Below are 18,443 nucleotides of genomic sequence, written 5' to 3' on the forward strand. Positions count from 1 at the left end.
TCAGGCGTTGCCGTCCGGCACGAAGACGTAGCCCACGCCCCAGACGGTCTGGATGTAGCGCGGTGCGGCGGCATCGGACTCGATGAGCTTGCGCAGACGCGAGATCTGCACATCGAGGCTGCGGTCGAAGGGCTCGAACTCGCGGCCGCGGGCCAGTTGGGCCAGCTTCTCGCGCGACAGCGGCTGCCGCGGGTGGCGCACCAGCGCCTTGAGCATGGCGAACTCGCCGGTCGTCAGCGACAGTTCCTCGCCGTCCTTGCGCAGCGTGCGCGAGCCCAGGTCGAACTCGAAGGGGCCGAAGGACACCATCTCGTTCTCGGAAGATGGTGCGCCGGGCGCCTCCTGCGGCGGCCGGCGGCGCAGCACGGCATGCACACGGGCCAGCAGTTCGCGCGGGTTGAAGGGCTTGCCGAGGTAGTCGTCGGCACCCACCTCCAGGCCCACGATGCGGTCCACGTCCTCGCCCTTGGCGGTGAGCATGATGATGGGTGTGCGGTCGTTGGCCGCACGAAGCCGACGGCATACCGACAGGCCGTCCTCGCCCGGCATCATCAGATCGAGGACGATGAGGTCGACCGTGTCGCGCAGCAGGATGCGGTTGAGCGCCTTGCTGTCCTCGGCCACGATCACCTCGAAACCTTCCTGCGTCAGGTAGCGGCGCAGCAAGTCGCGGATGCGGGCGTCGTCGTCGACGATCACGATCTTGTCGGTACGGGTCTGGTTTTGAGTCATAGGTACGACATTCCTCGGGAGCAGATTTGTAACAGAGCCGATTGTGGAGGTCGAGTTCACCGATTCTTCGACCCCATCGCTCCGGATGACACGACGTTACACAACTTGCGCCCGCTCGCGTGACAGCAAAGTTCTCGCATTGAAGCGGTGGCAGAGTACGGGCCATGACGACTGCGTGCTGCTTCCTGCGATCCACCCCCGGCTTCGGCCTGGCGGTGGTCATGGCCGCGGCCGGCGCCACGTTGGTGCCCGCCGCGTGGGCCGCCGAAGGCCCTCGCTGGCAGGCGCAGGCCGCGCACCAGCGGGCGATGCCGCAGGAGGATGCCGCCACCGAGGCTGCCATGCGGCAGCTGTCGCCAGCGCAGCGCGCCGAGCTGCGCGAGCAGCTTCGCAGCGAATGGAATGCCCGGCACCCGGCCGACGGCGGTGGCGCCGATCCCGCTGCGGCACGCGCCGATGGTTCTCCGCCGCGACGCGGCTGGAACCTTCCCTTTCCCTGGCGCGACCCGCGGCACTGACCGGTGCCGCGCGTCCGTCTTCAACCCATCCCAAAGAGGAACTGCTTGACCATCCTTCGCCCCCTGCTCCGCGTTGCCGCCCCCGTGGCTTTCGCCGTCCTTTCGCTGCCCGTGCTGGCTCAAGAGGGCCCGATGTGGTCGCCCCCGCAGAACGTGCTCCAGCTGTCGGCATCGGGCTCCGTCGATGCCCAGCAGGACATGTTGACGATGACGCTGTCGACCACGCGCGACGGAACCTCGGCCGCCGCAGTCCAGGGCCAGTTGAAGGCGGCCGTGGATGCGGCGCTTGCCGCAGCGCGGACGCAGGCGCAGCCCGGTGAACTGGACGTGCGCACGGGCAACTTCAGCCTATCGCCGCGCTACAGCCGTGAGGGCAAGATCAACGGTTGGCAGGGGAGCGCCGAGGTGGTGCTGGAGGGTCGCGACTTTCCCCGAATCACACAGGTGGCTGGCCGCATCGACAGCCTGACCGTGGCGAACGTTGGGTTCAGCCTCAGCCGGGAGCAGACACGCAAGGTCGAGGCCGAAGCGCAGGCCCGCGCCATCGAAAGCTTCCGCCAGAAGGCAGCCGCGTTGGCACAGAACTTCGGCTTCTCCGGCTACACGCTGCGGCAGGTGTCGGTCAATGGTCCGCAGGACTTCACGGCTCGGCCGCGCATGATGGCGGCCGAGGCAATGGCCTTCAAGGCGGATGCCGCACCCGTGCCCGTGGAGGCGGGCAAGACCACCGTGACGGTCAATGTGTCCGGGTCGGTGCAGCTGAAGTAGGGAACACGGCGCTTCCGGCGGCGCCACGGGCAGGACTATTGCGCCGTCCAGCCCCCATCCATGGCCCACGCCACGCCCCGCACCTGGTCTGCCGCAGGCGAGCACAGGAAGACCGCCAGGCCGCCCAACTGCTCGACGGTGGTGAACTGAAGCGAGGGCTGCTTCTCGCCCAGCAGGTCGTTGTTCGCCTTCTCGACCGTGATGCCTTCGCGTGCGGCACGATCATCGATCTGCTTTTGCACCAGGGGCGTCAGCACCCAGCCGGGGCAGATGGCATTGCAGGTCACGCCGGTGGTCGCGGTCTCCAGCGCCACGGCCTTGGTCAGCCCCACGATGCCGTGCTTGGCCGCCACGTAGGCCGACTTTTGCGCCGAGGCAACCAGGCCATGCGCCGAGGCGATGTTGACGATGCGCCCCCAGTTGGCTTCGCGCATGGCCGGGATGGCCAGCCGGGTGGTGTGGAAGGCGCTGCTGAGGTTGATGGCGATGATCGCGTCCCACTTCTCGGGCGGGAAGTCCTCGACCTTCGCCACATGCTGGATCCCGGCGTTGTTGACCAGCACGTCCACGCGGCCGAACTTGCTCGCCGCAAAGGCCATCATGTCCTCGATCTGGCTGGCCTTGCTCATGTCGGCGCCGTGGTACTCGGCCTTCACCCCGAGGGCGCGGATCTCGGCCAGCGCGCCATCCGCGTCGCCGAAGCCGTTGAGCACGAGGTTGGCGCCCTGCTGTGCCAGCGCCCTGGCGATGCCGAGTCCGATGCCGCTGGTCGAGCCTGTGACGAGCGCTGTTTTGCCTTGAAGCATGATGGGCTGTTCTCCGCGATCAATTAGGATGGACGCGAGCATATCGCCAGCGCCACGGAGACGTTTGCATGACAGAGCCCATCCTTGATTTCGTGGACTGCGCGGATGCGGGCGGGGGTCATCGCATGGCCTATTGGCAGTGGGGTGACCCGCAGGCCAGCCATGTGGTGCTGTGCGTGCATGGACTCACGCGCCAGGGGCGGGACTTCGACGCGCTGGCGAAAGTGCTGATGGCCCAGGCGCCGCAGCCGGTGCGCATCGTTTGCCCGGACGTCGTGGGCCGCGGTCGAAGTGACTGGCTGGCGGAGCCAGCGCACTACCAGTTCCCGCAGTACGTCGCCGACATGATGGCGCTGCTCGCGCACCTGCATGCGCGCGCGCCGATCGTGCAGTTTGACCATGTCGGCACCAGCATGGGCGGCCTCATCGGCATCTTCCTGGCCGCCCAGCCAACCTTGGCGCCCGTGCCTGTGCGGCGCCTCGTGCTCAACGATGTCGGTCCGGCGGTTGAATTCGATGCGATCGCCCGCATTTCGGGCTACGTGGGGCAGGGCGGCGTCTATGCCACGGTCGAAGAGGCGGCGCAGGTGCTGCTCGGGATCTCCACGGGCTTCGGTCCGCACACCCCCGAGCAGTGGCGTGCGCTGACGGTGCCGATGCTGGTCCCGGCCAGCGAACGCAGCGCCGACGGCCGGCAACGGCAGGCGCCGACGCAGGGCAGCACCGATGTCGGCCCTTACCGGCTGCATTACGACCCGGCCTTGTCCGTGGGCCTGCGGGCGCTGACGCGCGAGCAGGCGGCGCAGGGCGAAGCGGTGGTGTGGGCGGCCTACGATGCCGTGACGGCGCCGACCTTGCTGCTGCGCGGCGCGGATTCCGATCTGCTGTCGCGCAGCACGGCGCAGGCGATGACGCAGCGGGGGCCCAGGGCTTCGCTCGTCGAGTTCGCCAACGTCGGGCATGCGCCCACGCTGGTCGATCCGGCGCAGTCGTCCGTCGTGGCGTCCTTCCTGTTCGCGCGTTGAGTGCACATCCAGAATTTGCGATTGAGAGTTGTCAGTGTCAGAGCCAGCCGTCGTTGAACATGCCCTGTCCGCCGCCACTGCCCAGGTGGCGCCGGGCATGGAGGACATGCTGGCCCGCGCCCGCGCCTTCGCAGCACCGCTGATCGAGGGCGAGACGCTCGACACCGGCGAGAACACGCTGGCGCACGCCGATGCGGTAGCCGCCATCGTGGCCTCGATGGGCGGCTCCGAGGCCATGCAGGCAGCCAGCTATCTCGTCTACGCCTGCCCGCACCTCAACCGGCCGCACGAGGTCATTTCCAAGGTCTTCGGCGACAACTACGCCTCCCTCGCGCTGGAGACGACCAAGCTGGTCCAGGTCCAGAAGCAGACGCGCGGCGTCGTGCAGATGGCCGACGGCAGCGGCGCGCAGACCGAGACGGTGCGCAAGATGCTGCTCGCCTTCTCGCGGGACCTGCGGGTGGTGATGCTGCGCCTGGCCTCGCGGCTGCAGACGCTTCGGCATGCGGCGGCCGTCAAGCAGCCGGTGCCCGAGAGCATGGCGCGCGAGTCGCTCCAGGTGTTCGCGCCGCTGGCCAACCGGCTCGGCATCTGGCAGGTCAAGTGGGAGATCGAGGACCTCTCTTTCCGTTTCCTGGAGCCGGACACCTACAAGCTGATTGCCCAGCTGCTCGATGAGAAGCGGGCGGAGCGCGAGGTCTATGTCGAGCAACTGCGCGCGCGGCTCGAGCGGGACCTTGCCAGCCAGGGCATCGAGGCGAAGGTGCAGGGTCGGCCCAAGAACATCTACAGCATCGTCAAGAAGATGCGCGGTAAGTCGCTCGACTTCGGCCAGGTGTTCGACATCCTGGCCCTGCGCGTGATCGTGGGTGACGTGAAGGACTGCTATGCGGTGCTGGCCTGGGTGCATTCGCACTTCCAGCCGATCGTGGAGGAGTTCGACGACTACATCGCCCGGCCCAAGCCCAATGGCTACCAGTCACTGCACACGGTGGTGCGCGACGTGGCGGGCGGCCGGCCCGACAAGCCCATCGAGATCCAGATCCGCACCGCGCAGATGCACGAGCATGCCGAGCACGGCGTGGCGGCGCACTGGGCCTACAAGGAAGCCGGCCCCAAGGGCTATGCCGGTGTGTGGGCCGGCGGCGAGTACGACGCGAAGATCGCGGTGCTGCGGCAGTTGCTGGCCTGGGAGCGCGACCTGTCCGGTGGTGACCAGGGCAGCGGCCTCTTCGACGACCGCATCTACGTGCTGACGCCCGATGCCGCCATCGTGGAGCTGCCCCAGGGCTCCACACCAGTGGATTTCGCGTACACGGTGCACACGCAGCTGGGCCACCGGTGCCGGGGCGCGCGCGTGGACGGCGCCATGGTGCCGCTCAACACGCCGCTGCAGAACGGCCAGACCGTCGAGGTGATCGCCACGAAGGAAGGCGGGCCCTCGCGTGACTGGCTCAACACCGATCTCGGTTATCTCGCCAGCCATCGGGCGCGTGCGAAGGTGCGTGCCTGGTTCAATGCCCAGGCCACGCACGAGACCGTGGCGCGGGGTCGCGAGGCGGTCGAGAAGCTGCTTCAGCGCGAGGGCAAGACGGCATTGCGCCTGGAGGACCTGGCCACCCAGCTGGGCTTTCGCAGCGCCGACCATCTGTTCGAAGTGGTGGGCAAGGACGAGTTCTCCCTGCGCAACATCGAGAACCTGTTGCGACCGCAGGAGGCTCAGCCCGCGGCCGACGAAGCGCCGCTCATCCGCAAGCCCCGGGCCACCGATGGTTCCGGCAAGGGCGGCGTGCTGGTGGTGGGCGTCTCCTCGCTCATGACTCAGCTGGCCAAGTGCTGCCGACCTGCGCCGCCAGATGCGATCCGGGGTTTCGTGACACGCGGCCACGGCGTGAGCGTGCACCGCGCGGACTGCAGCAACTTCAGGATGATGGCGGCGAAGGACGCCGGCCGCGTGATCGACGTGGAATGGGGAACGCCACGGAGCGGCAGCGACATGGTCTATGCCGTGGACGTGGCGGTGGAGGCGGCCGACCGCCAGGGATTGCTCCGCGACATCTCGGACGTCTTCGCGCGCGAGAAGATGAACGTGATCGGCGTCCAGACCCAGTCGGTGCGGGGGACGGCCTGGATGACCTTCACCATCGAGATCGCCGATGCAGCGCGGCTGACCCACGTGCTGGGCATCGTGGCCTCGGTGTCTGGCGTGCGCTCGGCCCGGCGCCGCTGAGCTTTCGCCCAAGGGGCGGCGCGCGGAGCCTCCGGCTTTCCGTGCTGCTCGTTCCAAGGCAAAGTCGTTCGACGAATGGAATTCTTTGCCTTGCGTAACCCACGAACAGGCAAAAAAATAGCCCCTTTCGGGGCTATTTTTGGTGTGTGCCTGGTTGACACACGGCGTTTGGTAGGCGCGATTGGACTCGAACCAACGACCCCCACCATGTCAAGGTGGTGCTCTAACCAGCTGAGCTACGCGCCTGTGTTTGTTCGAGAGGGTAGAGTATAGCACGGTACTTTCGGAGTTGGGAAGCCCCCTGCCGAATCTTGCGGAAACAGTCCGACTCGCTGGGCCGCAAGCCGTCGAATCATTCCTTCGCCTCGATGTCGGTTCGCCCTGTCTTCAGGCAGCACGCCGGCTGACCTTCCTGGCTGAACGTCAGATGCAATTGGTTGCGGCGTGTGATAACTTGGCTCGCACATAACAATCACTTTGCGCCTTCGGGGAATCCTGATGAACTCGACTTCCGTCCTTCCTGATGACCTTGCTTCGCGGCGCCGCATTGCCATGCTGCTGCATCAGGCCCCGCTGGAATTTGCTCGTGCCGTCTATGGCATCAATGACCGGGCCAGTGGGCGCGTCGGCACGATGGCGGCGCAGGACGTGGCGCGCGCCGAAGGCATGGGTGTGCTGGTGACCCGGGAGCGCGTCCAGCAGCGTGCCCGCTCCTACCTGCCGATGGAAGGCCGCGAGCATTGCCCGCGATGCTGGGTTTTCGCCAGCACGCGCACGCCTCTCTCGTTCCAGCGCATGGAGGAGGGCCATGAACTCGCACGCTGCAGCAGTTGCGGTGCCGAGTACCCCAATCCCTGAGGCTTGGCGGCTGGGCAGGGTAAACCTTGGAATGCGCTTCCAGTCGCCTCCCTAGAATGGGTTGCTCGTGGAATGCGAGGTGTGTGGTTTGAAGGAATCTCCAGTGCAGGGCAAAAAGGCGGCGGCCAAGTCGTCTGAACGGGTGATCAAGAAGTACCCGAACCGCAGGCTCTACGACACCGACTCTTCGGCCTACATCACACTTGCGGACGTCAAGCAACTGGTGATGGACCAGGCGACCTTCGTGGTCCGCGATGCCAAGACGGGCGAAGACATCACCCGCAGCATCCTTCTGCAGATCATCCTGGAAGAAGAGGCCGGTGGCGCGCCAATGTTCACCGAGCAGGTGCTGGCCAGCATCATCCGCTTCTACGGCCACGCCATGCAGGGCTTCATGGCGCCCTACCTCGAGAAGAACATCCAGGCCATGGTCGAGGTGCAGACCCAGATGGCCGACAAGGCCCAGAGCTTCACGCCCGAGATGTGGTCCCGCTTCATGACGATGCAGTCGCCCGTGCTTCAGGGGTTGATGGGAAGCTACGTCGAACAGTCCAAATCCGCCTTCCAGCAGATGCAGGAGCAGATGCAGAAGAACGCAGACCAGGTGCTTGGCGCCTTCGGCCTCAAGCGTCCCTGAAGGCTCGGGCTGCGCGGGCAGGGTGCGCGCATCGCCTACCAACTACCCTGGCCCGCTTCAAGCCTGCCTAGAGGCCGGCGGCGCCCACGAGTGCCCGCTGCCCGCTGCTTCAGCGCGCCTTCCCGCTGTTCGTCCGCAAGCGCGGTGACCCGCTCGGGTAGCTGGTCGACCATGCACAGCGCTGTCGTTCTTGTCCGACGTTGCCCTCAAAGCCGCTGAGGTACTTTCTCGTACCTCTACCCACGTCTGGAATGCCATCGTGAGACCTGCATCGTCCTCGGTTTCCCTCTCGCGCCGATCCTTGATCGTGGGCGGCGTCGTGCTCGCTGGATCCGCAGTGTCCGGATGCGCGGTCTCCACCCCCACCATCGAACGCGAGGCAGCGGTCGACCTGCGCCGATTCATGGGCGATTGGTATGTCATCGGCAACATCCCCACCCCGCCCGAGCGCGATGCCTACAACGCCGTCGAGTCCTACCGGCTGGACGACGAGGGCCGCATCCGCACGCGCTTTCGGTACCGCGAGGGTGCCTTCGACGGGCCTCTGCGGACGATGAACCCGGTGGGTACCGTGGTGGAAGGCACGGGCAATGCCGTCTGGGGGATGCAGTTCATCTGGCCGATCAAGGCCGAGTACGTGATCGTCGACGTGGACCCGGCCTATTCGCTGACCATCATCGGTCGCAGCGCCCGGGACTACGCCTGGATCATGGCGAGGCAACCCGCCATCCCGGAACAACGCTACGACGCGGCCGGCGCCCGTCTGCGGTCGCTGGGCTACGACACCACCAAGCTGCGGCGCGTGCCGCAGCGGTGGCCCGAGCCCTGAATGTCCGCTCACCCTGGTGGGCCCGCGGCGGGCTCCACGACAATCGCACCTTCTGCGAAAGTGTCCTGATGAACGAGATCCAGTGGTTCGTGCGTGTCTGCCAGATCGAGGGCCTCGAAGCGGCTCTGCGCGAGCTGAACGCCCGTGTTCCCCACCGCTATACCGGCGTCTACCGCTTCGAGGGCGACCTCATGCGCAACCTTGCGCTGGTGGACAAGGCGGGTGAAGCGCGGCCCGAGCATCTGGCCGCGGTGCCCTTCAAGGACAGCTTCTGCCAGTACGTGCTGCGCGACGGCGGCTTCCAAAGTGGAGACACCGGCGCTGACCGTCGCCTCGACGGCCATGTCTACCAAGGCGTGTTGCTGAGCTATCACGGCGTCCCGGTGCTGGACGACGCCGGCCAGCTCTTCGGCTCGCTGTGCCACTTCGATCAGGACAGCAAAGAATTGAGCGACGGCGAATTCGCCATGATGCAGCGCGTCGCACGGGTGATCCCCGCCTTCCTGCGGTCCCGCTCGGCGGGCATCGCACTGCCCGCGGCCTGAATTCAGCGCTGGAAGGGTGGCGCTCCCCGCAGACGTCGCCAGGCCAGGGAAGGCAGGCGCAGGACGAACTCGATCATCAGCCGCGTGTGCATCCACGTCAGCAGCACGTTGTCGCGGCCATAACGGAAATGGGAGACGCCGCCTTCGTCGGCGCTCAGGTACTTGACGGGCGCGTCGATGTTGACTGGCTTCACGCCGCGCCAGGCCAGCCGGACCACCGCCTCGGTGTCGAAGTCAAAGCGCCGCATCCAGCGTTGCCGGTCCATGATCGCGAGCAGGTCGTCGATGGGGTAGACCCGGAAGCCATACAGCGAGTCGCCGATCCCGGCGAACAGGGTCTCCAGCTGTGTCCATCCGTTGGAGACACGGCGCCCGCGCACACGCAGCAGCGGGGCACTGGCGTCGAACACCGGCCGGCCGAGCACCATCGTCTCCGGCCGCTGGATCGACGCTGCCATGAACGCGGGGATGAGCGCCGAAGGATGCTGCCCGTCGGAATCCATCGTGAGCGCGTGCGTGAACCCTTCGGCGGCGGCGGTTCGCAGACCCTGCATCACGGCGGCGCCCTTGCCCCGGTTCTGGGGCAGCACCCACACGCGCAGGCCGGCGTCCGCCCGCGCCATCTGCTGGAGTTGCTCGGCCGTGCCGTCGGTGCTGCCGTCCACCACCACCCACACGGGGTTCCACTGGGCCCGGGCTTCGCGCACCGTCTCGAAGACTTTCGGTCCGGTGTTGTAGCTGGGGATCAGGACAAGGTGGGTGCGCGAGGACTCTGGCATTCGGCAGCGACCGCCTCGGGCGCGTGCCCGGGCGTCAGATGTTGTTGGAAGTATTGTTCGAGGCGTGCCGTGAGGGCGTTGCTGTCCGCCATCGGTGCAAAGCGTTCGCCCAGCCGCAGGTGGAACACGATGGGCAGCGGGGGAACCCGCCAGATCGGCCAGCCCTTGCCGAGGTAGGGCGAGTCGGTGTCGATGAACACGGTCTGGATCGGCGCCTGCGCGAGCCGTGCGATCAGGGTGACGCCAGGGCGGAAGGCGTTGAGCCGCCCGCCGGTCGTGCGGGTGCCCTCAGGAAAGACGACGAGTTGCCCGCCATCGCGCAGGTCGTCGACAGCCAGCCGCACCATGGTGCGGGCCGAGTCATTGCGGATGTAGCGTGCCAGCCGGGCGCCGGCGCCCAGGAACACGTTCCTCATCAGCGACGCCTTCATGATGCAGGCGCTGTGCGGCAGGTGCGCTACCAGCAGCAGGGCATCGAGCATCGTCGGATGGTTGGCGATGATCACGAGCCCTTGCTCATCGCGCAGGGCGGACAGGCAACGGGCATCGATGCGCATCATTCCGCAGGCGCAGGCCACGGTCCAGAACAGGCGGTAGCCATGCGCGATGGCTGCGCGACCGACGTCACGGCCTCTTCCGGCCGGCACCAAGGGATAGAGCACCATGGCCACCAGGTTCCACGCCAGCGACATGAGCCCCAGCCCCAACAGCAGCAGGTAGAGCGGCGGCGCAAGAAGAACCGCCTTGGCGAACCGCAGGATCGGCCTCATGGCTGCGCGCAATCCAGGCGAGGTTGGGGGCGGTGGCGGTCAGCGCGTGAGGTCATCCAGATCCGGGAGCGACGTGGTGCGGCGCGTTTCGGCGGCCTCGGGAGGCGGCGCGACAGCGGCTGCAGGACGGTCGGCAATGCTCATGTGGGTTTCGATTTCTAGCAGCAGATCGCGACGGCAGATGTCAGCGTGCAGGAACAGTGCGCGACGGAGGAAAGGACTCTGCGCGCCCAATGCCGCGGCCAACTGGTCGCGCAGCACCGGCGCGTCCTCGGGACGGCGGACGTAAACCACGGCGTCGCTCCCGCCAAGGGTGAATCCGCCGCCACCGTGGTGGTTCGCCTCGGCCAGCACGGCGTCGAGGTTGCGCAGTGTCTCTTCGAGTTGGGCCTGCAGGTCGTCCACATGGACGGTCGCATGGCCGACGATGCTGGCCGTGCCCGAGACGAACAGATGCTTCGTTCCGTCAGGCTGGCACACCACGGCCGCCCGCGAGAAGGTCGGCGCGCGTGGGCCGTAGTCGGCCGGGTAGCGCCAGGCTGGCGTCTGGCGCGGGTTCTCGATGGGCTGTGGCGGCACCCTGGCGGCGAGGAAGCGCAGGATCAGGCCACCCCTGTGCAGGCCGAGCGCGCAGGCTGCGGGGGCGCCTTCGAACGCGGCCTGGCCGGCATCGAGGAATGCCTGCTGCCGCCCGGCATTGAACTGGCGGTACCGTTCCAGCCCGCCGCCATCCTCGTTGATGCGCGGCAGGTAGTTCCAGAGCCTGTGCAAATGGGCAAAGCCCGTCCGGGCGAGGCAGGCGAAGAGGTCGCCATAGGCCCGCCGGGCAAGCGCCTCCAGGCCGGAGCCGTCTTCCGGCAGGTCGATGGCGCCGAACAGGTGCCGGCCGTCGTGGCGCCAGCGCACATTGCCGGTCTGGCCGGCCTCGACCGGCCCGCTGGCAAGCCACACATCGGCGCGCACCTGCTGCTGCACAAGCATCGGGGCCGGCACTGCAGTCAGGCCGTCAGGCAGCGCCGCGCCGTCCTCCATCCAGCCATAGACCAGTCCACCCAGGATGCGTCCGGATTCGACCCGGGCGGCATCGCTCAGGGGCCAGCGCTGAAAGGTCGAAGCGGGTACGACGGCGGCAGCGTCCGCGGCGCGGGCGCCGGTGGTGATGGGCGAGGCTGCACTCATTGCCGCTCGAGCACGTTCTCGCCGGCCAGCGGTCCCAGGTCTCGGATGTTGCGCCGGCGCCGCTGCCAGGCATGCCAGGTTCGCCGTGGATTGGCCGCGGACACCGCGTAGTAGATGGTCTTGAGGATGCGCAGCGAGCGCCAGATCGGCGTGCCGTTGTGGATGTCCCCCGCGAGCAGCGACATCAGCGCCTCCTTCACGCGGAAGGGGTTCTGCGGGTACATGAAGAACTCGCGCATCGTCGGGTTGGTGACGCGGAAGATGAACCAGGAGAACTCCTTCGGGCCCTTGCGCATGTACCGCTCGAAGGCGCGCCGCGCGGCGGGGGCGCGGCTGGGCTGGTCCAGCGTGGTGGCCACGAGTTCGGCACCCTCGAAGGCACTGTGCATGGCCAGGTACACACCCGACGAGAACACCGGATCGATGAAGGCGAAGGCATCGCCCAGCATCAGGTAGCGCTGGCCGGTGCAATGTGTGCCGCTGTAGGAATAGTTGCCGGTGGCATATACCGCGTCGTCGACCAGTTCCGCGCCCTTGAGCCGCTCGGCAAGCTCGGGGCTCATGGCGATGGTGTCGGCGAAGAACTCCTTGAGTGGCTTGTCGCGCGACTTCAGGTAATAGGGCCAGCACACTGCGCCCACGCTCACCGTGCCGTCCGCCAGCGGGATGTACCAGAACCAGCCGTGCTTGAACCAGAAGATGGTGATGTAGCCCTCGTACATGCCTTCTGCCCGCCACGCGTTGCGGAAGTGGCCGAACAGAGCCGAACTGTTGTGGCGCGGGTTCTTGAGCTTGGACTTCAGGCGGTTGGCCATGAAGGTGTCGCGGCCGGAGGCGTCGACCACGAAGCGCGCGCGCCACTGGCGCGAACTGCCGTCGTCGAGCGTTGCATGGATGGTCGCGCCCTGATCGTCGAAGGCGACCTCGCGTACCCGGCAGCCTTCGAGTGCGGTCGCGCCTTCCTTCGCCGCATGGCGGAACAGGATCTCATCCAGGTCGGACCGGCGAACCTGCCAAGCGTGGGTGAGCTTCTTGTCCCATCCCTCGCCAAAGCCGAGGCGGACACTGCGTCCGTGCTCCTGCGAGACGAACTCGGCGCCCCACTTGGCCATGCCGACGCGCTCGACCTGCTCGCGAACGCCCAGCCGGTCGAACAGCTCCACATTGGCAGGCAGCAGGGATTCGCCGATGTGGAAGCGCGGGTGATGCGCCTTCTCGGCCATCACCACCCGCCGGCCCTGGCGCGCCAGCAACGCGGCGGCCGTGGCCCCGGCCGGGCCGCCGCCGATCACGAAGACATCGCAGCTGTCCGAGTCTGGGGTCGACATGCCGGCGCTGGAGGAATCGGGGGTCATGGGACGGTGGAGGATTGTGAAAAAGGCGGAGTATGCCGTCCCGCCGAGGGGAAGCTTCGTTGCGGACGGTAAAATTGCCCACCCGTAACGACAGACAAGAAACGCGAGCATCAGGTCATGGCCGGACACAGCAAGTGGGCAAACATTCAACACAGAAAAGGCCGGCAGGACGAGAAGCGCGGCAAGATCTGGACGCGCGTCATCCGCGAAATCATGGTGGCCGCGCGCACGGGTGGCGGTGACCTCACGGCCAACCCCCGCCTGCGCCTGGCGGTCGACAAGGCCAAGGCCGCCAACATGCCGGCCGACACCATCAAGCGCAACATCGACAAGGCCACCGGCAACCTCGAAGGCGTGCAGTACGAGGAAATCCGCTACGAGGGCTACGGCATCGGCGGCGCGGCCATCATCGTGGACACCATGACCGACAACCGTGTGCGCACGGTCGCCGAAGTGCGGCACGTGTTCTCCAAGTACGGCGGCAACATGGGCACCGAGGGCTCGGTGGCCTTCCAGTTCAAGCATTGCGGCCAGATCCTGTTCGCGCCGGGCACGGACGAGGACAAGGTCATGGAAGTGGCACTGGAAGCCGGCGCCGAGGACGTGGTGACGGACGACGACGGGGCCATCGAAGTGATCACCGCGCCCGGCGATTTCGAAGCCGTCAAGAACGCGCTGGAGGCTGCCGGCCTGAAGGCCGAACTGGCCGAGGTCACGATGCGTGCAGAGAACACCATCGAACTCGGTGGGGAGGACGGCGCCCGCATGCAGAAGCTGCTGGACATGATCGAGGACCTGGACGACGTTCAGGAGGTCTACCACAACGCGTCCATCGCGGAGGCCTCCTGATGAAGGTCCTGGTCATCGGCGGGGGTGGCCGCGAGCACGCGCTGGCGTGGCGCCTGGCGCATTCCGAGCGCGTCACGCGGGTCTACGTGGCGCCCGGCAACGGCGGCACGGCGCTGGACAAGCGATTCGTGCAAGTCCCCCACACCGATCCCGCAGCGCTGCGCGAATGGGCGCAGCAGGAAAAAGTCGCGCTGACCGTGGTCGGCCCGGAAGGCCCGCTGGCGGCGGGCGTGGTCGACGAATTCCGCGACCACGGCCTGCGCATCTTCGGTCCCACCAAGGCGGCCGCGCAGCTCGAAAGCTCCAAGGCCTTCTCCAAGGCCTTCATGAAGCGGCACAAGATTCCCACCGCGGAATACGAGACCTTCACCGATGCCTCGGCCGCCCATGCCTATGTGGACGCCAAGGGCGCGCCCATCGTCATCAAGGCCGATGGTCTGGCGGCGGGCAAGGGCGTGGTCGTGGCGACATCGCTGGCCGAGGCGCACGAGGCCATCGACTTCATGCTGCTCGACAACAAGCTGGGCATCAGCCACAACGAGGGTGGTGCCCGCGTGGTGATCGAGGAGTTCCTGGCGGGTGAGGAAGCGAGCTTCATCGTGCTGTGCGATGGCAAGAACGTCGCGGCCCTCGCCACCAGCCAGGACCACAAGCGCCTGCTCGATGGCGACCAGGGCCCGAACACCGGCGGCATGGGCGCCTATTCGCCGGCGCCCGTGGTGACGGCCGAGGTGCATGCCCGCGTGATGCGCGAAATCATCCTGCCGACCATCCGCGGCATGGAGCGCGACGGCATTCCCTACACCGGCTTCTTGTACGCCGGCCTGATGATCGACGCGGCCGGCCATCCCAAGACGCTGGAATTCAACTGCCGCATGGGCGACCCCGAGACGCAGCCGATCATGATGCGCCTGAAGTCCGACCTGTTCGATCTGCTGTGGCACGCCACCGACGGCACCCTGGACCAGGTTGAACTGGAGTGGGATAGGCGTACCGCGCTCGGCGTGGTCCTGGCTGCGCACGGCTATCCGCTGGATCCGCGCAAGGGCGACGCCATCAGCGGCGTGCCGGCCGAGGCTGCCGATGCGGTGGTCTTCCATGCCGGCACCACGCTGCAGGACGGCAAGCTGCTCACCAGCGGCGGCCGCGTGATGTGTGTGACGGTGCTGGCCGACAACGTCAAGCTGGCCCAGCAGCGCGCCTACGAGGTGGCCGCGCAGGTGCGCTTCGACGGCGTGCAGTACCGCAAGGACATCGGCCATCGCGCGATGCCTGCGCGCGGGCAGGGCGCCTGATGCAGGCGCAGCCGCAGGCGGTCGGCGACTGGCTACGCGGCTTGCAGAGGCGCATCGTCGAAGCGGCCGAGGGCGCCGACGGCGCGCGCGCCGTGCGCGACGCCTGGCACAAGGCGCCTAGCGAGCCGTTGCAGGGCGAGGGACTGACCTGCATCCTGGAAGGTGGCGACCTGCTCGAGCGCGCAGGCTGCGGCTTCTCGCATGTGCGGGGGCCTCGGCTGCCGCCTTCCGCCACGCAGCACCGCCCCGAACTGGCCGGCGCGCCCTTCGAGGCCATGGGGGTCTCGCTGGTCTTCCATCCGCGCAATCCGTACGTGCCGACCGTGCACATGAACGTGCGCATGATCGCGGCGCTGCCGGCCAATGCCGAACCGGTGTGCTGGTTCGGCGGCGGCATGGACCTCACGCCCTACTACGGCTTCGAGGACGACGCGGTGCATTTCCACCGCAGTTGCCGCGATGCGCTTGCCCCGTTCGGTGAGGACAAATACCCCCGCTTCAAGGCCTGGTGCGACGAGTATTTCTGTCTGAAGCACCGGGGCGAACAGCGCGGCATCGGCGGCATCTTCTTCGACGACTTCTCAGAGTTGGGCTTCGAGCGCAGCTTCTGCATGCTGCAGTCGGTCGGCGATGCCTTCCTGTCGGCCTACATGCCCATCGTGGAGCGTCGCCGCAGCCTGCCCTGGGGCGAACGAGAGCGCGACTTCCAGTTGTACCGCCGGGGGCGCTACGTCGAGTTCAACCTGGTGTGGGACCGCGGCACGCACTTCGGCCTGCAGTCGGGCGGTCGCACCGAATCCATCCTGCTGTCGATGCCGCCGCAGGCCAGCTGGGCCTATCGGCGCGAAGAAGCACCCGGCTCGGCCGAGGCGCGGCTCTACACCGACTTCCTGCCCCGCCGCGAATGGCTCTGAAACCCCGCGTGGGCGTGTTCGGCGGTGCCTTCGATCCACCGCACAACACACATGTGGCGTTGGCGCGCGCGGCCCTCTCGCAGTTGCGTCTGCGCGAGTTGCGCGTGCTGCCCACCGGCCATGCCTGGCACAAGGCGCGTACGCTCAGCGACGCTGCCGATCGGGTGGCCATGGCACGGCTCGCTTTCGAGCCGCTGGGTGCCGTGATGGTCGATGCGCGGGAGACACTTCGCAGTGGTCCGACCTACACGCTCGATACCCTGCGAGAATTGCGGCTCGAACAGCCCGAAGTCGAGTGGGTGCTGATGCTCGGCACCGACCAGGCGGCGGCACTGCCCACCTGGCATGGCTGGCAGCAGATCCTGCAGATCGCCACGGTGGCGGTGGCCGAACGCATCGACGATGCGGGCCAGCCCATCGTCTTCGATCCGCGCAGCCTCCCTGGGCTGCCGGCCGAAGCCCGTTTCGAATCCCTTCGCATTGCGCCGGAGGACACCAGTGCCACCCTGATCCGCCAGCGCGCCGCGCAGGGGCTGGACGTGGCGGCGCTGGTTCCTCCTGCCGTTGCACGCTATATTGAACAACACCACCTCTACAGCCCGCCTGATGAGCACTGACGCCTCCGCCAAGAAAGACATCCAGAAACTCCAGCGGGCCATCGTCGATGGCCTGGAGGACGTCAAGGCCCAGGACATCCAGGTCTTCAACACGGAGCACCTGTCCCCGCTGTTCGAGCGGGTGATCGTTGCCTCCGGCTCCTCCAACCGCCAGACCAAGGCACTCGCCGCCAGCGTGCGCGAGGCCGTCAAGGAGGCCGGCTTCAACAAGCCGCGCATCGAAGGCGAGGACAACGGCGAATGGATCATCGTGGACTGCGGCCCCGCCGTGGCCCACATCATGCAGCCCAACATCCGCGCCTACTACCACCTCGAAGAGATCTGGGGCGACAAGCCGGTGCGCGTGAAGTTCGGTGCGCCCAAGCCTTCGGCCCGCGTCTCTTCCGACGAACCCGCGGCACCGGCCAAGAAGGCGCCGCGCAAGCGTGCCGGCGCCCCTGCCGAATCGGCCGCGCTCCCGGCCCGCAAACCTGCAGCCAAGAAGGCAGCCGCCAAGCCCGCTGCGCCCAAGGCGCCCGCACGCAAGGCCGCCGGCAGCGCGGCGGCCAAGCCCGCCCGCAAGCCCGCTGCGAAAAAGGCTGCGCCCAAGAAGGTCGTGGTCGGCACGCCGGCCCGCAAGGTGGCTGCCAAGAAGGCGCCGGCCCGCAAGAAGGCATGAAGTTGCTGGTGGTCGCCGTCGGGCAGCGCATGCCCGACTGGGCGCAGACCGCCTGGGACGACTACGCCAAACGCTTCCCGCCGGAGCTCAAGCTCGAGCTCAAGGCCGTCAAGACCGAACCCCGCGGCTCCAAGTCGCTCGAGACGCTGTATGCGGCCGAGCGCGAGCGCATCGAGGCGGCCATTCCCCGCGGTACCCGTGTCGTCGCCCTCGACGAGCGCGGCACCGCGCTGACCACCAAGGCGCTGGCCGTCCGCCTGTCCTACTGGCAGGGGGAGGGCGACGACGTGGCGCTGGTCATCGGCGGGCCCGACGGGCTGGAGCCGGCATTCAAGGCGGCCGCGCACGAGCGCATCCGCCTCTCCGACCTGACGCTGCCGCATGCCATGGCGCGCGTGCTGCTGGTCGAACAGCTCTACAGGGCGTGGTCGGTCAACGCCGGCCATCCTTACCACCGTGAATAAACCTCGCCCGGACTTCGTCTATCTGGCCTCGCAGAGCCCGCGCCGGGCCCAGTTGCTCGACCTGCTCCAAGTCCGTCACCAGCCGTTGCTGGCCGACGCCGACGAGGACGCCGAGGCGCTGGAGGTGACGCTGCCGCGCGAGGCTGCCACCGCCTATGTGCAGCGTGTGACCGGGCTCAAGCTCGACGCGGCCGTCGCCCGCCTGCGCCGGCGCGGATTGCCCGCAGCGCCGGTGCTGTGCGCGGACACCACCGTGGCGCTGGGCGGCCGCATCCTCGGCAAGCCGGCCGACGCGGCCGATGCGCATGCCATGCTGGCTGCGCTGTCAGGGCGCACGCACCGCGTGATGACGGCCGTGGCCGTGCAGGCGGGACGCCGCCGGTTGCAGGCGCTCAGCGTCTCGCGGGTGCGCTTTGCCGAACTCACCCGCAGGCAGATCGAGGCCTACGTGGCCACGGGCGAGCCCATGGGCAAAGCCGGCGCCTATGCCATCCAGGGACTGGGCAGCGCCCTGGTCGCGCACATCGCGGGCAGCCATTCGGGCATCATGGGCCTGCCGGTGTTCGAGACGGCGCAACTGCTGCGCCAGGCGGGCTGGCATATCCCCTGAACGGC

The 18,443-nt window shown here is 67.6% G+C and carries 21 protein-coding genes and 1 tRNA gene; 15 read left to right on the top strand and 7 right to left on the bottom strand.

Annotation, left to right across the window (positions count from 1 at the left end):
* Positions 1-732 (bottom strand): osmolarity response regulator transcription factor OmpR, encoded by a 732-nt coding sequence (gene ompR / locus ACT54X_RS18890; RefSeq protein ID WP_017759953.1) that lies wholly within the window; start codon positions 730-732, stop codon positions 1-3.
* A 164-nt stretch (positions 733-896) separates the two neighbouring features.
* On the opposite strand from ompR, the gene ACT54X_RS18895 reads away from it, so the two are divergent.
* Both ACT54X_RS18895 and ACT54X_RS18900 read left to right on the top strand, forming a co-directional pair.
* Positions 897-1,250, top strand: a complete 354-nt coding sequence (locus ACT54X_RS18895) for a hypothetical protein (protein WP_294365598.1) — start codon at positions 897-899, stop codon at positions 1,248-1,250.
* A gap of 132 nt (positions 1,251-1,382) precedes the next feature.
* On the top strand, positions 1,383-2,018 hold the full coding sequence (locus ACT54X_RS18900; protein WP_294365959.1) for an SIMPL domain-containing protein: 636 nt from the start codon (positions 1,383-1,385) through the stop codon (positions 2,016-2,018).
* A 35-nt stretch (positions 2,019-2,053) separates the two neighbouring features.
* On the opposite strand, the gene ACT54X_RS18905 is transcribed toward ACT54X_RS18900, so the two are convergent.
* Positions 2,054-2,827, bottom strand: a complete 774-nt coding sequence (locus tag ACT54X_RS18905) for a 3-hydroxybutyrate dehydrogenase (protein ID WP_294365961.1) — start codon at positions 2,825-2,827, stop codon at positions 2,054-2,056.
* A 65-nt stretch (positions 2,828-2,892) separates the two neighbouring features.
* On the opposite strand from ACT54X_RS18905, the gene ACT54X_RS18910 reads away from it, so the two are divergent.
* The gene (locus tag ACT54X_RS18910; RefSeq protein WP_476347844.1) at positions 2,893-3,849 is read left to right on the top strand and encodes an alpha/beta fold hydrolase; all 957 of its coding nucleotides are present in this window, start codon (positions 2,893-2,895) and stop codon (positions 3,847-3,849) included.
* A 97-nt stretch (positions 3,850-3,946) separates the two neighbouring features.
* Positions 3,947-6,079, top strand: a complete 2,133-nt coding sequence (locus tag ACT54X_RS18915; protein ID WP_234191853.1) for a RelA/SpoT family protein — start codon at positions 3,947-3,949, stop codon at positions 6,077-6,079.
* 169 nt (positions 6,080-6,248) lie between these two features.
* Here the strand turns inward: ACT54X_RS18915 and ACT54X_RS18920 are convergent.
* Positions 6,249-6,325 (bottom strand) — tRNA-Val (locus ACT54X_RS18920).
* 252 nt (positions 6,326-6,577) lie between these two features.
* Here ACT54X_RS18920 and ACT54X_RS18925 point away from each other — a divergent pair.
* The 4 genes from ACT54X_RS18925 to ACT54X_RS18940 all read left to right on the top strand — a co-directional run bounded on the left by ACT54X_RS18925 (position 6,578) and on the right by ACT54X_RS18940 (position 8,948).
* Positions 6,578-6,937: a hypothetical protein gene (locus tag ACT54X_RS18925; RefSeq protein ID WP_476347846.1), complete on the top strand. Its 360-nt coding sequence runs from the start codon at positions 6,578-6,580 to the stop codon at positions 6,935-6,937.
* 103 nt (positions 6,938-7,040) lie between these two features.
* Positions 7,041-7,574, top strand: coding sequence for a polyhydroxyalkanoate synthesis repressor PhaR (gene phaR, locus ACT54X_RS18930; protein ID WP_294365604.1), 534 nt, complete (start codon positions 7,041-7,043; stop codon positions 7,572-7,574).
* 337 nt (positions 7,575-7,911) lie between these two features.
* Positions 7,912-8,403 carry a lipocalin family protein gene (locus ACT54X_RS18935; protein ID WP_476347848.1) on the top strand — a complete coding sequence of 164 codons (492 nt, stop codon included), beginning with the start codon at positions 7,912-7,914 and terminating at the stop codon, positions 8,401-8,403.
* Positions 8,404-8,471: 68 nt separating this feature from the next.
* The gene (locus ACT54X_RS18940; RefSeq protein WP_294365607.1) at positions 8,472-8,948 is read left to right on the top strand and encodes a GAF domain-containing protein; all 477 of its coding nucleotides are present in this window, start codon (positions 8,472-8,474) and stop codon (positions 8,946-8,948) included.
* A gap of 2 nt (positions 8,949-8,950) precedes the next feature.
* Here the strand turns inward: ACT54X_RS18940 and ACT54X_RS18945 are convergent, their stop codons facing one another.
* Genes ACT54X_RS18945 through ACT54X_RS18960 form a run of 4 tightly spaced genes read right to left on the bottom strand, consistent with a single transcriptional unit; the run spans position 8,951 to position 13,031 of the window.
* Positions 8,951-9,727: a glycosyltransferase family 2 protein gene (locus tag ACT54X_RS18945; protein ID WP_476347850.1), complete on the bottom strand. Its 777-nt coding sequence runs from the start codon at positions 9,725-9,727 to the stop codon at positions 8,951-8,953.
* Positions 9,694-10,497: a lysophospholipid acyltransferase family protein gene (locus tag ACT54X_RS18950; protein WP_476347852.1), complete on the bottom strand. Its 804-nt coding sequence runs from the start codon at positions 10,495-10,497 to the stop codon at positions 9,694-9,696. Before ACT54X_RS18950 ends, ACT54X_RS18945 begins: the two co-directional genes overlap by 34 nt.
* A gap of 39 nt (positions 10,498-10,536) precedes the next feature.
* Entirely contained in the window at positions 10,537-11,676 is a 1,140-nt protein-coding gene (locus ACT54X_RS18955) for a chorismate transformation FkbO/Hyg5 family protein (RefSeq protein WP_354320482.1), read from the bottom strand.
* Positions 11,673-13,031: an NAD(P)/FAD-dependent oxidoreductase gene (locus ACT54X_RS18960; protein ID WP_354320481.1), complete on the bottom strand. Its 1,359-nt coding sequence runs from the start codon at positions 13,029-13,031 to the stop codon at positions 11,673-11,675. The genes ACT54X_RS18955 and ACT54X_RS18960 overlap by 4 nt, the downstream gene beginning before the upstream one ends.
* Before the next feature lie 117 nt (positions 13,032-13,148).
* Between ACT54X_RS18960 and ACT54X_RS18965 the strand changes: the two genes are divergently transcribed.
* Genes ACT54X_RS18965 through ACT54X_RS18995 form a run of 7 tightly spaced genes read left to right on the top strand, consistent with a single transcriptional unit; the run spans position 13,149 to position 18,438 of the window.
* The gene (locus ACT54X_RS18965; protein ID WP_294365617.1) at positions 13,149-13,880 is read left to right on the top strand and encodes a YebC/PmpR family DNA-binding transcriptional regulator; all 732 of its coding nucleotides are present in this window, start codon (positions 13,149-13,151) and stop codon (positions 13,878-13,880) included.
* Positions 13,880-15,175, top strand: coding sequence for a phosphoribosylamine--glycine ligase (gene purD, locus ACT54X_RS18970; protein WP_476347855.1), 1,296 nt, complete (start codon positions 13,880-13,882; stop codon positions 15,173-15,175). Before ACT54X_RS18965 ends, purD begins: the two co-directional genes overlap by 1 nt.
* On the top strand, positions 15,175-16,089 hold the full coding sequence (gene hemF, locus ACT54X_RS18975; protein WP_476347857.1) for an oxygen-dependent coproporphyrinogen oxidase: 915 nt from the start codon (positions 15,175-15,177) through the stop codon (positions 16,087-16,089). The genes purD and hemF overlap by 1 nt, the downstream gene beginning before the upstream one ends.
* A complete protein-coding gene (nadD, locus tag ACT54X_RS18980; RefSeq protein ID WP_294365621.1) occupies positions 16,080-16,706 on the top strand; it encodes a nicotinate (nicotinamide) nucleotide adenylyltransferase in 627 nt (208 codons plus the stop codon). Before hemF ends, nadD begins: the two co-directional genes overlap by 10 nt.
* Positions 16,696-17,364 (top strand): ribosome silencing factor, encoded by a 669-nt coding sequence (gene rsfS / locus ACT54X_RS18985; protein ID WP_476347859.1) that lies wholly within the window; start codon positions 16,696-16,698, stop codon positions 17,362-17,364. The genes nadD and rsfS overlap by 11 nt, the downstream gene beginning before the upstream one ends.
* Entirely contained in the window at positions 17,361-17,828 is a 468-nt protein-coding gene (gene rlmH / locus ACT54X_RS18990) for a 23S rRNA (pseudouridine(1915)-N(3))-methyltransferase RlmH (RefSeq protein WP_476347861.1), read from the top strand. The genes rsfS and rlmH overlap by 4 nt, the downstream gene beginning before the upstream one ends.
* Positions 17,821-18,438, top strand: a complete 618-nt coding sequence (locus ACT54X_RS18995; RefSeq protein ID WP_476347863.1) for a Maf family protein — start codon at positions 17,821-17,823, stop codon at positions 18,436-18,438. Before rlmH ends, ACT54X_RS18995 begins: the two co-directional genes overlap by 8 nt.
* Positions 18,439-18,443 lie beyond the last annotated feature (5 nt).

The sequence above is a fragment of the Pseudacidovorax sp. DMC4 genome (genome assembly GCF_056314265.1).

Bases quoted from the DNA above. Each gene is read 5' to 3' on its own strand.
- ompR (WP_017759953.1), bottom strand. From the start codon at position 732: ATGACTCAAAACCAGACCCGTACCGACAAGATCGTGATCGTCGACGAC.
- ACT54X_RS18895 (WP_294365598.1), top strand. From the start codon at position 897: ATGACGACTGCGTGCTGCTTCCTGCGATCCACCCCCGGCTTCGGCCTG.
- ACT54X_RS18900 (WP_294365959.1), top strand. From the start codon at position 1,383: ATGTGGTCGCCCCCGCAGAACGTGCTCCAGCTGTCGGCATCGGGCTCC.
- ACT54X_RS18910 (WP_476347844.1), top strand. From the start codon at position 2,893: ATGACAGAGCCCATCCTTGATTTCGTGGACTGCGCGGATGCGGGCGGG.
- ACT54X_RS18915 (WP_234191853.1), top strand. From the start codon at position 3,947: ATGGAGGACATGCTGGCCCGCGCCCGCGCCTTCGCAGCACCGCTGATC.
- ACT54X_RS18925 (WP_476347846.1), top strand. From the start codon at position 6,578: ATGAACTCGACTTCCGTCCTTCCTGATGACCTTGCTTCGCGGCGCCGC.
- ACT54X_RS18940 (WP_294365607.1), top strand. From the start codon at position 8,472: ATGAACGAGATCCAGTGGTTCGTGCGTGTCTGCCAGATCGAGGGCCTC.
- ACT54X_RS18945 (WP_476347850.1), bottom strand. From the start codon at position 9,727: ATGCCAGAGTCCTCGCGCACCCACCTTGTCCTGATCCCCAGCTACAAC.
- ACT54X_RS18950 (WP_476347852.1), bottom strand. From the start codon at position 10,497: ATGAGGCCGATCCTGCGGTTCGCCAAGGCGGTTCTTCTTGCGCCGCCG.
- ACT54X_RS18955 (WP_354320482.1), bottom strand. From the start codon at position 11,676: ATGAGTGCAGCCTCGCCCATCACCACCGGCGCCCGCGCCGCGGACGCT.
- ACT54X_RS18960 (WP_354320481.1), bottom strand. From the start codon at position 13,031: ATGACCCCCGATTCCTCCAGCGCCGGCATGTCGACCCCAGACTCGGAC.
- ACT54X_RS18965 (WP_294365617.1), top strand. From the start codon at position 13,149: ATGGCCGGACACAGCAAGTGGGCAAACATTCAACACAGAAAAGGCCGG.
- purD (WP_476347855.1), top strand. From the start codon at position 13,880: ATGAAGGTCCTGGTCATCGGCGGGGGTGGCCGCGAGCACGCGCTGGCG.
- hemF (WP_476347857.1), top strand. From the start codon at position 15,175: ATGCAGGCGCAGCCGCAGGCGGTCGGCGACTGGCTACGCGGCTTGCAG.
- nadD (WP_294365621.1), top strand. From the start codon at position 16,080: ATGGCTCTGAAACCCCGCGTGGGCGTGTTCGGCGGTGCCTTCGATCCA.
- rsfS (WP_476347859.1), top strand. From the start codon at position 16,696: ATGAGCACTGACGCCTCCGCCAAGAAAGACATCCAGAAACTCCAGCGG.
- rlmH (WP_476347861.1), top strand. From the start codon at position 17,361: ATGAAGTTGCTGGTGGTCGCCGTCGGGCAGCGCATGCCCGACTGGGCG.